Source organism: Dyadobacter sp. CY261 (assembly GCF_021440085.1).
GTDB lineage: Bacteria > Bacteroidota > Bacteroidia > Cytophagales > Spirosomataceae > Dyadobacter.
The window spans coordinates 125,823-141,904 of the sequence record NZ_JAKCPW010000015.1; the positions used below are offsets into that span (position 1 = coordinate 125,823).

A 16,082-nucleotide genomic window follows, 5' to 3' on the forward strand; every position below is an offset into this window, starting at 1 on the left:
TTAAGATAAGGCTGACTATGAGCCCATTATTTGGTTTTTTCCAAACGGAGGATGTAGTCGATGCCATCTACAAACTCTGCACCTTTGGTGAGCTTGTCGGACGCGGGATCGTATTCCCAGATATTGTCCTTTGTGGCAGAGTTGACGGCGATATATGCTTTGCCATCTTCCAGTACCACCGCATTCACCATACGTTCGCCCACATCGGCGGGAAGGTCAAGCTTTTTGATAAATGCGCCGTTTTTCACGTCGATCACAGAAAAGGAATGCTCCGCATCGATCGATTTGCCTCCTATGCGCGTGCGGACGATCGCTTTTCCGTTTCCAATGTACCACATGGCCGCGCCCATTCCATTGTTCGTTTTGGCGGAAAGGTCGAAGTAGTAGCTGGCATCCAGTTGTGTTGAACCGTTTTTGATGCGATACACAACCGATGGCGATTTATAATCATAACCTGCCACCGGGTCGCTGATGAAATAAATATCACCGCTTTCATCCTTGAACGATGCCGGAGCATACACGATCGGGCCACCGGGCGTAGTTGTGCGCGCATCGGTGATCGTGCTTTCGACTTTCATGGAAGGATAGCTTACGACCGCCACATTAAAGTCGGGATTGACAGGCAGGGGATCTTGCGACCAGTCTGAGAACGAATAGCCGTAACCGAGGTAAAGCTTGCCATCCCGGTACTCCGAGAAACCGAAATTGTAACCGGTGAAGCCGGCAGGTTTGGCTTTCAGGTCGAGTTTACCGGTAGTAAGCGTCATATCAGCTACCTTAACAATGGCATAACGGCCTTCGCCTTCCGCTTCGCCCAATATCACAAGCGTTTGATCGTCCACCCATACGTAAGAGCTCCAATTAAGGAATGTAAAGGGTACTTCCTTGTCTGTAATTAAAGCACCATTTTCGACATGATACTTACCGAAACGGCCGCTGCCGAAGTTGGCGTGGTAATAAAAGCCGTCTTTTTGAATAATATCCTGCGCGTATACTTTGCCAGTCATTTCGGCTCCGTTGCCTTTGAGGCTAATGGTGCCACTCATTAGTGAAGGTACATCGGCAATGTAATAAGCGGTGTTGGGCCACGCGCCTACGCAAAGGACCGCCGAATATTTGCCTTCTTCTTTCACAGGAGTGTTCCCGTTGTCGTCGCTATCGCTGCATCCGTTTAGCATGAATGCGGTGAGGGCAACCAGGATGGCTTTCGCCGGGTAGCTGAAAAATTTGTTCATTTTGGGTGTTATGGATAAAAATTTGGGTTGCTTAATGAATGAAATACCGAAGTTTCAGCGCGAAGGCATGGCCGGGCTTTTGAAGCCTGAAATTGTCATAGGCCAGCTCGTCGGTCAGGTTGCGGCTCTCGGCTGAAATGTTGTAGCGACCGTCATGGAAGGAATAGCTCAATGTGGCATTGTGGATCAGCTGGCTTGGGATCGTCGACTTGCCGTTCACGTTGCCGAAAGCCTCCCAGGTCAGATAAAACCAGTGCACATATTGCGTAAACCAGCTGAATTGCAGACGCGAGCCTTTGGTAAACACGTCACTTTTCCCGATGCCGAAATTGGCATTGCCGAAGAACCACGGCTGGTTAGGGATCTTATTCTTATAGGTAGCCTCGGGCACATTGGATGCGGTACTGCCAAACTTGGTCATATTGACTGCGCTCTGGTAGGTCGCATTCACATTGAATGATAGCAGGTCGGCGTAGTCGTACCGGAGTTCGGCTTCGAAGCCCGTCACGCGCACGTTCGATTTGTTTTCGTTCTTTAATGCCTTTGAGCGCTGGTCGGCCACAGGGTAGATAAAGTCCGACGCATTGCGGTAGAAACCGGCTGCCTCGGCAAAGAAGCGATGTTTGCCGGTACGGAAACCGTAATAGGAGCCCAGGTTCACATTGTCGCTACGCTCGGGTTTCAGGTCGGGATTAGGCTGTACGTTCAGTCCGTCCCCAAAAACCTCTTCAACCTCCTGCAAACGGAATGTATGTTCGAGCGAAAATTTCACACCCAGGTCGGGCAGGATTTTGTAACGCGAGGCAGCGCCATAACCGTAGTTGGGAAAATTGTCGGTCAGGACCTGGTAGCCGTTGTCGATCCATTTCTTCCGTTCGAGGCCCAGGCCGTAGTATTTGGCAAAAAACGTATTCGTCCAGCGCTTGTCGAGCAACTCCTGCTGGTAAGCGAGCCCGATGATCTGCTTCGTCATAATCCCTGGCATATCGTCACCCGAAACGAGCAATTCGTTGTAATTCTCGTTTTTAAGGCGATCAAAAGTGTAATTCAGGTTAAATGAATGTTGGTCGTTGAGGGTATAGCTCACATTCGCACGCACAAACTGCCGCGGGCGGATGATGTGCGACAATGATCTAATCCCGCCCATTTCGGTAGCGCCCTTGGTCGTCCAGGTGCCGTCCCAGTAATATTGGCGCAGCAAGGTGTCGGTAGTGAGGTACTTGTCCGTTGAAAGCGATGCAAATGCATTCACATCGAGGCCCGTTACAAACAGGTTACTCTTTTTATACCGCAACGTTCCGGTAGCCGATTTGCCTTCGCGGGTCACATTTCCGTAAACAATGGCTTGCTCAAAGCCGGTTTGCTGGTCCTGCTTGCTCTCTGAATAACCGAAACCTGCATAAAGTACATCAGCCCAGCGTTTGTTGGTGATCCCTACTTCCACCTGGCCCATTCCCGAGCGGTAATGGTCGTGGAAACGCTTCACATCGGTCACGACAAAGTTGGCCCCATTCAGGTCGACGATCTGGTTTCCCACACGCGTCCCACCTTCCAGGATCTCCACGCCCTTCATTTTGTAATTGTTGTTCGAATAGTTGAAGAAGCCGCTTGCTTTCAAGGTAATACCGGTAGGTTTGTGCACATACTGCGCGGTTAATGCTGAACGGTGGGTGTTAAATGAGCCGTAGCTGTGGCTGAGATCGAGGTAGTTGGTCTGCTTCTGGTTGGTGATCACATTCACCGCACCGCCCATGGCGTCGGAGCCCAGCTGCACGGGTACCACGCCCTTGTACACCTCGATGCGCTCCGACAAGTTCACCGGGATGTTGTTCAGCGACATCGCACTGCCCATTACTTCCATCGGCACGCCGTCGATGAAGTATTTTACTGCCTTTCCCGAAAGGCCATTGATCGAAAAGTTAAAATTGGAACCCAAGCCGCCTGCCTCGCGGATACGTACACCCGCGCTGCGATTGAGTACCTGATTAAGGTCTGCGGTAGTGTTCTGAAACTGTTTCATCTCAATGGCATTCACCGCAAAGGCCTGCTCTTTCACGGCTTGCGTTTCTGTTTTCCCGTAAACGCTTACTTCATTGAGATTTTGCTGGTTTTCTTGAAGTTGAAAATTTAAAGTAGCGGTCTTTCCGGCCTGGATGCTGATGCTCTCGGAAGCACTTTTGTAACCTATTAACGAAACCTGGACGGTGTAACTTCCCGCCTTTACCGCAGGCAAAGTGAAAAAGCCATTCGCATCGGTAGTAACACCGTGAGTTGTTTTCAAAAGTGAAACGGTTGCTCCCGGCAACGCTTCGCCTGTTTCGGTTTTAACATATCCGGAAACGGATGGCACTTTCTGCGCATCACTGTTCAGCGCAAGAAGACTGAGAATAATCAGGAGGAGTAAATAGGTAAATAAACTGCGTGGCATGAAGGATTGAGTCTTGAATCAACTCATAGTAGCGCCACCGCCGCATCGCCCGAAGCTTGAATTTGAAAAAAATAAAATTGGTCAAGAATGCTGGTCAAAGAAGCCGTAGTCATCACTCAATTTGGCTGACTGGATAAGCTTCCCGGAAGTTGATACACCATCTAAGATTTATCCCAAACCAATTCTTAATACTCTCATAACCGCGAACCGCTCCGCACCCAAGTATTTTTGCCGTTCAATGTTCTTGTACATTTCCCAACCACCGATACTAAACCCCATGGATTCAAGAAGAGATTTTATTAAAAAGGCGACTATGCTGGCCGGCGGGGCTGGTGTTGCGTCCCTGCTCCCTGAGTCGGTGCAGCGTGCGATGGCGATCCATCCTGATCCGAATACGAGTTACCTGGATGCCGAGCATGTGGTGATCCTGATGCAGGAAAACCGCTCTTTCGACCATACTTATGGAAAGTTGCAGGGCGTGCGCGGCTTTAATGACCCGCGGGCGATCGATCTGCCCAATAAAAACAAGGTATGGCTGCAAACCGACCTGAAAGGCGATACTTACGCGCCATTCCGTCTCGATATTAAGAATACCAAAGCCACATGGATGCACGACCTGCCGCACTCGCGCGAGTCGCAGGTGGATGCGTACAATGGAGGTAAATATGATAAATGGCTCACATCCAAGCGATCGGGCCATAAGGAGTATGCAGAAATGCCATTGACCTTAGGCTATTACGATCGCGAGGATATTCCTTTTTATTACGCGTTTGCCGACGCGTTTACGATATGCGACCAGAATTTCTGCTCGTCGATGACGCCCACTCACCCCAACCGTTATTACCTTTGGTCGGGGACGATCCGCGAAAATCCGGATATCGACTCGCTGGCTGTCGTGCGTAACAGCTACTTTTCCATTAACAAACCAGTGAAATGGAAGACTTTCCCGGAACGTATGCAGGAGGCCGGTATCAGTTGGAAGTTTTACCAGAACGAGGTCGGCGCCGTGATGCAGTTCCATCCGGGGAAGGGCTCATGGCTGAGCAATTTCGGCTGTAATCCTTTGGAGCGGTATGCCCAGTACCGCGTGAAGTTTTCGCCGGATTTTATCCATTATGCGCAATTGGAAGTTGAAAACATCAAAAAGGACCTGCCTGCATTGAAGGAAAAGCTGGAAGCTGCAACAGGAGCTGAAAAGGATAAATTGAACAAATCCTGGGAGCAGCGCCATGCATTGCTCGAAAGGCTGGAAACGGATTTGGCAGCGCATAGCGAAGAGAATTTCAAAAAGCTGTCGGTATTTGAGCAGGAATTGCACCGCAATGCGTTCGTAACCAACCGTAACGACCCGGATTATCTCCAACTCACCTCATTGACCTACCAAGAAGGAGGGGAGACCCGAAAGCTGGATATGCCGAAAAGCGATATTTTCTACCAGTTCAGAAAGGATGTGAATGAAGGTAAACTGCCGGCAGTGTCCTACCTCGCGGCGCCTCAGAATTTCTCTGACCATCCCTCGGCCCCGTGGTATGGTGCCTGGTACATTTCCGAGACACTCGATATCCTGACCAAAAATCCGGAAGTATGGAAGAAAACGATCTTTATCCTTTGCTATGACGAAAATGACGGCTATTACGATCATATCCCGCCCTTTTCAATTCCGGATCCGTTTAAGCCCAACTCGGGAAAAGTTTCCAACGGTATAGATATCAAAGCGGAATACGTGACACTCGAACAGGACGCAAGCCAGGTTCCTAAAACGAGTGCGCGAGCCGGCGCGATCGGACTCGGCTTTCGGGTGCCGCTGGTGATTGCCTCGCCGTGGTCAAGGGGAGGGAAGGTGTGTTCACAGGTTTTTGACCACACGTCCATTATCCAGTTTCTGGAAGAATTTTGCAGCCATAAATCGAAAAAAGAAGTTCGTGAAACCAACATTACAGAATGGCGTCGGACGGTTTGCGGTAATATCAGCTCGGTATTCCAGCCTTATGACCCGTCGACCTATAAGAAACCGAAGCCGGTCAATCGCGATGAAATCCTGACAACCATTCATAAAGCCCAGTTTAAGGACGTTCCAGCCAATTTTAAGGCGCTGTCGGCGGCGGAAGTTGGCAAAATCAATGCGAATCCGGCCGGTTTGGCTTTTTTACCTAAACAGGAACCCGGCACGCGGCCTTCCTGCGCGATTCCTTACGAGTTGTATGTCGACGGCGCTCTTTCAGCGGACAAGGCCGCGTTCGAGATACGGATGCATGCGGCTGACAAAGTATTTGGTAAAAAATCTGTTGGTGCCCCGTTCATTATTTATGCTTTGAATCCTTATGAGGGCGAGGTGCTGCGGGTTTGGAATTATGCGGTGAAAGTCGGCGATACGCTTACGGAGACGTTCAAACTGTCGGGCTTTGAGGGTGGCGAATACCATTTGCGCGTGTACGGGCCCAATGGCTATTTCCGCGAGTTTGCCGGAAATGCACAGGAACCGGCAGTAAGCGTTCGTTGCGGGTATGTTCTGGATAAAAACGGCAAACCGACTGGCGACGTGGAGCTTACGACTATTAATCACGGCAAGAAAGCACTGGCGTTCGAAGTAACCGATAATGCCTATCAGCAGAAAAAAATCGAAGCCAAAGTGCCTATTGAGGGAACGGTAAAAACGGTTATTCCGGCGTCCAAAAGCCATCATTGGTATGACTTCAACGTACATAGCGGAGCGTCAGGTGCGGTAATGCGCTTTGCCGGACGTGTGGAAACGGGTAGGGAGAGTGTGACAGACCCTTTTATGGCCAGGTAACCGTTTGGCTATTTAAGTAAACATTTCTCAACACTATCTCTGCATTAAAGTATGTCAACAACATCAAAAACCGTGCGTTTCCTGGCCAATCCGGGAAACGGCACGCAGGTCAACCGTGCGCTTGTCAAAGTGTTCGAAATCTCGGATAATGCGCCTGAACCGATCACAGAAACGGAGGTCACCTCGTCGGCCTTCGACCTGCAAATTCCCGAGATGGCGTCCGGGTACTACTACATTATCTTGACCATCCAATCGTATAGCCTGAACGACACTTTGTACGAAACCGACAGCCGTAACATCACATTGCTGGCGGTTTTCGATGGGGCAGCTGACTCGGTGTCCGTTGGCGCGCAATCCACGATCGCTTGTGCATATGCATTCGCGCGCTTCATACGTGTGGGCGACGACAATTCCATCGCAATCCAGGGCGAAATGCGTCGCATCCGCATTGCCTATGGTATGAAGAACAATTTCGTTTACGCAGACGGGACCATTTCGAAAGTCATTTCCTCATCGCCTAACGGATTTGAAACGAACAGCTTCGCGCTGTTTAATTTTTTGTCGAATATGCTGTATTACAGCCTGATCGAAGCATCCGTGTACCAGCAGTTCACATCGCTCGCGTCAACTGACAATCCGGCCAGGTCTTTTTTGGGCGCATTAATGCATCTGATTTACAAACCTTTCACTAACGTCCAGTCCATTTACGCATTAATCAGCGAGCAAACGCAGGTTTTTGAACCGTCATTACCCGGCCTGAAACTTCCGCCGCACAAAACGCCGATCCCCGACCAATGGACGCTGACTGTCAAATGCAACGACTCAGGAGCGAAGAACTTTCTTCCTGCCGGTGCTGCTTTTGTGGTATTTGATAAAGAAGATAAGGCTTGGATAACGAATAATTTTCGCGCCGGAACGGCCATTTCAGGAACACACGCTTTGGTACTCAATTCGGATGGCTCGCCAAACGAAATCTCTCCGTTATTTGGAGGTGGTATTCTCGGCGCAGGGTTTGGGGCGGCCATACATCCTTCACTGGAAACGATCGCGATCGGGAACTTCGGCTGGGGCCCTTCGGACTACAATCCGGAAACCGGCAGCGTGTCGGTATTTTCCTATGACGGTAAACCCCAATGCCCGCCCAACGGCTTCACGAGCGGTACTTGCCGGATACAGGGGCTGACCTACGACAACGACGGCAACCTCTGGATGGCATCGGTCGGTAGCCAGAAACCTTTCGCGCCCGCGCCCGACAGCCTTTACAGTTTCCCCAACCAGAACAGCGCCGTGGTGGTGTATCTCGGCGGCGATCCCCATCGCATGATCTCTTTCGATAATTTCCTGGATCAGCCCAGCCCATACCATTTTACTTTCGACGTCGTAATCGATAACGAGGGTAACGGCATTGTGTCGAACATCGGGAACGACGATTACGGCCTGCAATCTTCGGTTTACAAATTCAAGATCGAAAACGAGCAGTTGGTGTACCTTGGGCACTGGGTTAGCGATTATGTTAACCCGCGTAATCCGGCCTCGGTAGGCTACGAGCAGTTCAGACAGGTGACGGTGAATGCGCAGAATGAGATTTTTGTAGGGGGTGTCACCAGCAGCCGGGTTGTCAAACTGGATCCTTCGCTCAAAAATGTCTTAAAAGTATTTACCAAAAATGTCCATGCCGCCTGGGGCGTGCGAATGGACAAGGCAGGCGTGTTGTATGTTGCCAATTTTGCGCAGGAAAAGGGCCGGAACAGCGCTATCGATAGCTTCGATATGCATGGGCCGTTCGGCGTGGCGGTTATTCATAATGAGGATGAGAGCACCTCGCAGCTGATGACGCTGCCAACGGGTGGATCGGGTGTAACGCTGGCGAATGGGCAGCCGCTATATGGCAGCCAGCAAGGACCGCTGGGACGTACGTTCAAGCCGTGCTACGAGCCCTTGATGCGCCTGACGTCGACCAACGTGGATGGAGCGGGCAATGTGTGGGCCATGAACAACTGGAAACCGTCTGTTTATGTGGATATCAAAGATAATCCCGGTGGGGATGGTGTGGTGATTTTTGTGGGAGTTGCGGAGCCGTCGTGAATAATTTTGAATGAGTGAATGAGTGAATGAGTGAATGTTATTTGTGAGCAGTAAGATACTTTTACTGTCACCCAGAACGCACCGGGGCTCCGGGTGATATTAAAGGTATCTTACGCCTCAAAATAAGTTCATTCAATCATTCACTCATTGACTCATTGACTCATTGACTCATTCAAAATCAACCGCCCCATGATCCAGAAACTACTTCTATTAACCCTCCTGCTTGCGTTTCGACCTGCTTTGGGACAGAAAACTAAGGGTACGGACAACATTTATGCCCGCGAAAATCTCATTGCGTGGTGCATTGTACCATTTGATTCCAGGGAGCGTAACCCTGAGCAACGGGCAGAAATGCTAGACAAGCTGGGTTTTACAATGCTCGCTTACGACTGGCGTGAAAAGCACATTCCGGAGTTTGACGCCGAGCTGGAAGCTTTGAAAAAGCATCATATTAAGTTGCAGGCATTCTGGCTTTATTCCGGCCCGAATCCTGAAAACGATAAAAACCTGCCCATTATCCTCGATTTGCTGAAACGGCATCATGTCAAGACCGAAATCTGGTGCATGATCAGTGGGATCAAGGATATGGACCAGATGACCCAGCAGCAGAAGGTGGAAGCGGTGGCCAAGCCGCTGGCCTACATTGCCGACAAAGCAGCGGAGATTGGTTGTACGGTAGGACTTTATAACCACGGCGGCTGGTATGGAATGCCAGAAAACCAGTTGGAGGTGATGAATTATCTCAAAAGACCGAACATAGGGATTGTTTATAACCTGCATCACGCAGAAGAAGATATCGAGCGCTTCCCCAAATTTTTCCCGAAAATCCTGCCGCATTTGATGGCCGTCAATTTAATGGGTCTCAAAAAAGGCAAGCCGGTAAAAGTGGTACCGATCGGTGAGGGCGATGCCGAGGCGGATATGATCCGCATCATCCGCGACAGTAACTACCGCGGCCCGATCGGTATTATCAACGAAGACACCGCCCCCGACGCCGAAGTCGGCCTCACGATGAATATGGATGGGCTGAAAAGGATCTTGAAGGAGCAGGGCGATTCGAGGGCTTTGAAAACCTATAAGTAGGGGGGATGGGGGAAGGGACGATGAAGAAAGGGACGAATGGAGGCTTGTCGCCCTGAGCGCAGTCGAAGGGCGTTTTACCTTGCCCGATTCTGTTCCGTTTCACCTGTTGATTTACTGTTAAATGTAACTTTCCCCAGCCGCCCGAAACGGTAGGCGGCGCTGATGCCGAAGAATGCGGTGGAATAGGTGCGGTGATAGTAAATGTCGGTTTGCCCCACGCTGTATTTACCATGAACCTGACTTTGGTGAAAAATATCGTTCGCCGTAAGCCTGATTTTCAATGCATTTTTGAAAAAATCCCTTTCCACGCCAACGGTCACCGTCGATCGGCTGAAATTGTAATACAGCCCCTGCGACCTTTCGCCGAGGTACCAAGCCATGAGCTGTATTTTAAACAAATGATTTACATCAAATGTATTGCTGGTGTAACCATAAAACTGTGGTTTGGGTTTAATGATTTCAAAGCTATATTGATTGTCAATCAGTTTGTTATGGCTTACGGTGATGGTGTTCGTCGTGCTCCACCAATGCAGGTTGAATGTGGCGGAGGCAGTCAGGAGCAATGCATATTCCTTGGCGAGATTAATCCCTTTGAGCACATAACTGTTCGGTGCGTCGCCACGAAGTGCTGCGCCGTTGATCTTGTCTTTGGTGTAAGTGTAGCTCGCCCGCACATCCAGTTGCTTGTATTGCAGTCCGGTTTCGAAAGTATGGATTTTTTCGGGTTGGAGATTGGGATTGCCCTCGATCGTCGTGAATGGGTCCTGATACACCACAAACGGATTAAGTGCCTGGTAGCGCGGACGCGTGATTTTGGAAACATAGGAAATGCGGCTCAGCAGGCCGTTCGCAAAGTTTTTACTGACAAAAAGGTTGGGAAATACATTGAAATAGCTGTTGCCAATATCCTGCCCGCCCCGGGCGGTGGTATTAAGGATATAGTTGGTCCATTCGCCGCGCGCGCCTGCCCCAAACTGCACGTTGCCCTTCATTTTTCCCTGGTAACTGAGATAGGCGGCAGGCACCTTTTCGACGTAACGAAAATGGCTGCTCAAACCCTGATCAGGCAGGAGCGGGCCATCTTCCACCGAAACCAGGAAGTCGGTGCCCGACCCATTATCGGCATAACTGAACTTTGCCCCGGTTTCAAATTTGCCGCCATTGCGGAACGCTTTGGTATAATCAGCCTGTGTACTCGAAATGTTGATGCGGATTAGTACGTCGTTGAGCAGGTTACGAACGGCCGTACTGTCGCTGATGAGGCTGTTTTCCCGAATCCGGTCATGCTGGTCGGTTTGGAAACGGGCGTATTGGGTGCCGACGAACAATGCCGAACCCAATGTATCCAGCGCCTGTTGAAAATTGAGGGTAACGGCGTGGTTCCAGCGTTTTTCATCCTTCGCGACCCAGCTCTGGTAAAAGCTCATACCCGAAATGTCGGTGAGGGCATTGCTGCTGTTCTGGCTGCCGCCCTGGCTGTTCAGGTTGCCTTTGTAAGTCAATGATATATAGCTGTTTTCTTTCAAATTAAGCTGCGCCCCTGCGCCGAAGTTGGAATAGTTACGCATTTTGCGCTGCCAGTCGGTGGTGAGGTCCGAATGCAGGTACTCGGTTGGGGAGGGGCGTGTCCGGGTCGTATGGAGCACTTCGCGTTCGTTGCCGGTTTCGAGCGCATAGTTGGCTTCCAACGACAACCGGTTGTGCATGTATTGCAGGTCGGCCAGTGTGTTGAGTTCGCTTCCGGCAAACCTGGTATAGGCATATTGCTGGGTTACGGAGCCTGTCGTTCCGCTGACTGTCACAGACTTAGTGATGATATTGATCACCGCTTTCCCTTCCGCGTCATACCGCGCCGACGGGTTAAGGATTACTTCCACACGGGCGATCCGGGCCACCGGAATGGCCGCCATTTGCTCGTAGGTAATGGCCTGCCCATTCAGGAAAATCAATGCTTCCCCCCGGCCAATTACACCCACGCGCCCTTCGGTGAAAGTAATCCCCGGCGACCTTTCGAGTAGCTCGGTGGCCGAAGTACTGCCCGCGAGAATGCTGCCGGTGATCTGTATTTCGGTCGTTCCGTTTGCGCCTTGCGTTACGAGTGGTGCCTGCCCGCGGATGGTGACGCCAGCCAGCGCCTGCACGTGCTCATGCAGGAGGATCGTGCCGAGGTCGATTTGAGTGCGGCCTTCGCAACGGATCAGGAGTAAAGTATCGGAAAGACCGACGCTGCTGAGCCGCAATGCGACCAGTTGGTGTTCAATGCCGCTGAAGGTCACGCGGCCATTTTCAAAGGGAGCACCTTGCAGTAACATGGAATCTGGCAGCGCGAGTAAACGGGCATAAACGGCCACCGGCTGTTGTCCGACATTCACCACCCGGCCGGAAATGGTGCAGCGGTTTTGCGCAATGGATGTTTGGGAAAAGAGAAAAGTGATGAGAATTATGATGCCGGAAAATTTCATGGCTTTGGGAATGGATCTGGTTTGAAGCAAAAATCCAAAGCCTGGCGTTTCCGGCGGTCTGTAAAAGGCAAATCAGGAGTACGGATTTATAAATTCATACCTCCCTAATCTGTAATTGGTTGATTGGTAGTTTGTTGATAAGAGGATGGCGTAATACCCTTGACTTTCTTGAATGCGGCGAAAAATGTGGATTTGGAATTAAAACCTACTTCATAACCGATCGCTTCGAGGGTGAGGTGCTGGTCGGTGACCATCATTTTACAGGCTTCGGCAATGCGCCATTCGTTGATGTACGTGGTGAAGTTTTTGCCTAAACGGTCGTTCAGCAATGCAGAGAGCTGGTGGCCCGAAACCTGTATTTCCCGCGAAAGATCGTGCAGTTTGAGGTCCGGATTTTTGTAAACGGCCTTTTCACTCATGACTTTTTCCAGCTTTGTCAGCCACAATTCGGCGTCGCTTTCATTCAGCTTTTTGGCTACGGGCTTGTCAGGCAGCAGCAAAAAGAGTTCATCGGTTTTCTTTTTATAAATCACCAGTGTGATCATCAGGTAGAGGATCAGCGAAAATGCAATGGACCCGCTGATGTAGGAAGCGAATGGGGCATTGATGAGCGAGGAAAAATACAAAAGGAATATCAGCACATTCCCGAGAAAGATCATCGAAATCCAGGTCTCGGCGGGCTTCATGGTGTAGGAGCGATTGAAAAGTTTCCGAAGCATTCCGCGGATGCGCAGACCTGAGGCCAGCAGGAAACCGAACCATAGCAGGTAAATCACCCGCGCAATCACTTTATTCCAGAGTACTGGATAGTCGGCATACGGTAACGCCACGCCGACGCCCAATGTGAGTATCGCCAGCACAATGAGCGTCCAGATCCAGCTTTTGGGCATTTTGTCCATAGGCGTAACTGCGGACCGAACGAAATAATACAAAAACGGACCAATGAATAGGCAGGCCGAGAGACCGATCTGAAGATAAATTTTTGGCAGTTTCCCATCGAAATACAGGCATACCGACTTGGCGATCCTTATACTCGAGGCGAGCAGTAATGCGCCCAGGAAGTTATTAGCGAGGTATTTCTTTTGGGTGAAAAAAATAAGGAATACGCCGAGTATCAGCCCGTTGAAGGCGCCTAATGCACTGAAAAAGAACAGGATCTCTTTGCCGAAATTCATCTTTGCCGAACCGATTGTAACCCAAATGTAACTGATCGGCAGGCGGTTTTCAAGGAACTATTGACGGTTGTCCGGTTCAAAATGAAGAATGTTCGAAATCGGACAAAGAGAAAGACATTCCAAATGATAAAAACTGCTTCCCTAGCCTCCAAGGGTAGTTTTTGGATTTTGGCACAGCATTTAACCTCAGGTATACAGCGAATGCTATTAGCCATGAAAAGAACATCACACCCCTCCTGATAAGAGGGGCACTATTTTGCCCAACCAAATTACCAGCCTGACCCATGATCCGTAATTACTTCAAGATCGCATTGCGCAGTCTTTTTAAAAGCAAAACATTTTCGGCCATCAATATCCTCGGGCTTGCGCTGGGAATGGCTTGCAGCCTGATGATCATGCTCTGGATCCGCGATGAGCGGGGTGTGGACGCGTTTCATGCCAGCAAGGATCAGTTGTATCGTATTTATATGCGCGAATATTTCAGCGGAAAGGTGCAGGGTGTGATCTGGACACCCGGGCCGCTGGCAGAAGAGCTCAAAAAGTCGGTGCCCGAGATCGAAATGACGACTCCGTTTTCGTGGACCAGCTCCCAAACCTTCTCCGCAGGCACCAAAATACATAAGCAAGAAACCAACTGGGCCAGTGGCGATTTTTTTAAAATGTTCAGTTACAAACTACTGCAAGGCACGCCGGAAGGTGCATTGCGCGATCGCGGTAACATAGCCATTTCGCGGAGCATGGCCGAGGCATTCTTCGGCAGCCCCGAGGCGGCGATCGGGAAAGCAATCCGTTACGATAACCGCAAGGATAAGACAGTATCGGCGGTTTTCGAAAACATCGGTGCCAACAGCACATTGAAATTCGATTGCCTCATGACATGGGATGCCTATGTCGACGACAACGGCTGGGCCACCGATTGGGGGACCACCGATCCGCTGACTTTTTTCAAGCTCAGGAAAGACGCCGATCCCGCGAAGGTCGAGGCTAAAATGCTGCACCTGCTCGATAAAACAAACCGCGACGCGGGCAACCCGTACAAAACGCAGCTTGCAATGCAGCCATTCCATGAATACTATCTCAACAGCAATATCAAAGGTGCTAAAATGGACGGAGGACGCATCGAATATGTGCGGCTGTTCAGTTTTGTGGCGGTATTCATCCTGCTCATCGCCTGCATTAACTTCATGAACCTCGCCACAGCACGTTCCTCGCGCCGGGCAAAAGAAGTAGGCGTCAGGAAGGTGGTCGGCGCAATGAGATCGATGCTGGCTGGGCAGTTTTTGGGTGAAGCTTTGCTGATCGCGGTGCTTTCAGCTGTATTGGCGGTGACGATCGTAGCGTTGTTGTTGCCTTCATTCAATAACCTCACAAGCAAGCAAATCGTATTGCCCATGTCGGAGCCATCGTTCTGGGGTATTATCGCCGGGTTACTGGTTGTCACCGGACTGCTGGCCGGCAGTTATCCGGCGTTGTTCCTGTCGTCGCTCAATCCGGTCCGCATCCTCAAAGGCGCCTTGAAGTTCGATTCCAGCTCGGTTTGGGTACGTCAGGGGCTGGTCGTATTTCAGTTCGGGCTGTCTGTCATCCTGATCGTGGGCATGATCATCATTTACAGGCAGGTGGGTTTTGTCCAAAGTAAAAACCTGGGTTTCGACCGAGAAAACCTGGTTTATTTTCCGATCGAGGGTGAGTTGTTCAACAAATTTGATATCCTGAATGAAGAACTTTCGCAAATCTCGGGCATTAAGAATGTGTCGCACATGACCGCCAATCCCGCATCCAACGGCAACGGAACCGACGGCATCTCGTGGCCAGGCAGCGACCCGAATAATCCGGTCAGGTTTACGCCGGTAGGATTTGGTTACAATTTTACCAAAACGATGGGCCTGGAAGTCGTCCAGGGCCGCGATTTCTCCAAAGCTTTCCCCACCGATTCGGCAGGCTATCTCCTTAACGAAACTGCCTTAAAGATAATGAATTTCAAAGACCCGATCGGACAGAAAATCAAGTGGGGGAGCACAACGGGAACGATTGTCGGGATTTTAAAAGATTTCCATTTCCAGTCTCTTCACACGGCCATCCGCCCGATGATCGCCTACCTCGGTGCCCGCCAGCCGCAGGGAAACGTGGTGGTCCGCATCGAAGCAGGCAAAACGCCTGAAACACTGGCAGCAATCGGCAAGGTTTGCAAAAAACTTAACCCAAATGTCCCTTTTACCTATGCATTCACCGACCAGGAATATGCCCGTCAGTACCAGAGCGAGCAGATCGTGGGCAAGCTGGCCGGTTACTTTGCATTCCTGGCCATTTTTATCTCCTGCCTCGGACTTTTTGGCCTGGCGACATTTACCGCCGAGCAGCGTACCAAGGAAATCGGTGTCCGCAAGGTACTGGGAGCCTCTGTGGCCGGCATTGTAGGCCTACTATCTAAGGATTTCCTCAAATTGGTCGTGATGGCCATTGTGTTTGCATCACCCGTTGCCTGGTATGTGATGAAACAATGGCTTCAAGGTTTTGCCTACCAGATTAGCATCGAATGGTGGATGTTCGCACTGGCAGGTGTGATAGCTGTCCTCATTGCGGTGTTTACCATCAGTTTCCAATCGATCAGGGCGGCGATGATGAATCCGGTGAAGAGCTTGCGGAGTGAATAGGCCGCTTCGTGACCGCCGACCGCCGACGGCTGACCATCGGCCTTCGGCCTGACCATAGACCATTGACCATGGTTCGATTGGCATGTCGTTTTGACGTTTACACGAAGTCATGGTCAATGGTCCATCGTCCATGGTCCAATTTGCATGTTGTTTTGACGAAGTCATGGTC

The 16,082-nt window shown here is 50.5% G+C and carries 8 protein-coding genes; 4 read left to right on the top strand and 4 right to left on the bottom strand.

What is annotated here, in order from left to right; translation table 11 throughout:
• Positions 1-26: 26 nt before the first annotated feature.
• Together LZD49_RS29955 and LZD49_RS29960 are read right to left on the bottom strand one after the other, a co-directional pair.
• Entirely contained in the window at positions 27-1,235 is a 1,209-nt protein-coding gene (locus tag LZD49_RS29955; RefSeq protein WP_234671698.1) for a DUF4374 domain-containing protein, read from the bottom strand.
• Positions 1,236-1,266: 31 nt separating this feature from the next.
• Positions 1,267-3,663: a TonB-dependent receptor gene (locus LZD49_RS29960; protein WP_234671699.1), complete on the bottom strand. Its 2,397-nt coding sequence runs from the start codon at positions 3,661-3,663 to the stop codon at positions 1,267-1,269.
• 277 nt (positions 3,664-3,940) lie between these two features.
• Between LZD49_RS29960 and LZD49_RS29965 the strand changes: the two genes are divergently transcribed.
• The 3 genes from LZD49_RS29965 to LZD49_RS29975 all read left to right on the top strand — a co-directional run bounded on the left by LZD49_RS29965 (position 3,941) and on the right by LZD49_RS29975 (position 9,622).
• Positions 3,941-6,454 (top strand): phosphocholine-specific phospholipase C, encoded by a 2,514-nt coding sequence (locus LZD49_RS29965; RefSeq protein WP_234671701.1) that lies wholly within the window; start codon positions 3,941-3,943, stop codon positions 6,452-6,454.
• Positions 6,455-6,505: 51 nt separating this feature from the next.
• Positions 6,506-8,539, top strand: coding sequence for a hypothetical protein (locus tag LZD49_RS29970; RefSeq protein WP_234671702.1), 2,034 nt, complete (start codon positions 6,506-6,508; stop codon positions 8,537-8,539).
• Positions 8,540-8,728: 189 nt separating this feature from the next.
• Positions 8,729-9,622, top strand: a complete 894-nt coding sequence (locus LZD49_RS29975) for a sugar phosphate isomerase/epimerase (RefSeq protein ID WP_234671703.1) — start codon at positions 8,729-8,731, stop codon at positions 9,620-9,622.
• Positions 9,623-9,696: 74 nt separating this feature from the next.
• Here LZD49_RS29975 and LZD49_RS29980 read toward each other — a convergent pair whose 3' ends face one another.
• Complete coding sequence (locus tag LZD49_RS29980) at positions 9,697-12,084, bottom strand: TonB-dependent receptor domain-containing protein (RefSeq protein ID WP_234671704.1); 2,388 nt, start codon at positions 12,082-12,084, stop codon at positions 9,697-9,699.
• Between the two features lie 104 nt (positions 12,085-12,188).
• Positions 12,189-13,259, bottom strand: coding sequence for an AraC family transcriptional regulator (locus LZD49_RS29985; RefSeq protein WP_234671705.1), 1,071 nt, complete (start codon positions 13,257-13,259; stop codon positions 12,189-12,191).
• A 284-nt stretch (positions 13,260-13,543) separates the two neighbouring features.
• Between LZD49_RS29985 and LZD49_RS29990 the strand changes: the two genes are divergently transcribed.
• Complete coding sequence (locus tag LZD49_RS29990; RefSeq protein WP_234671706.1) at positions 13,544-15,913, top strand: ABC transporter permease; 2,370 nt, start codon at positions 13,544-13,546, stop codon at positions 15,911-15,913.
• Positions 15,914-16,082: the final 169 nt, after the last annotated feature.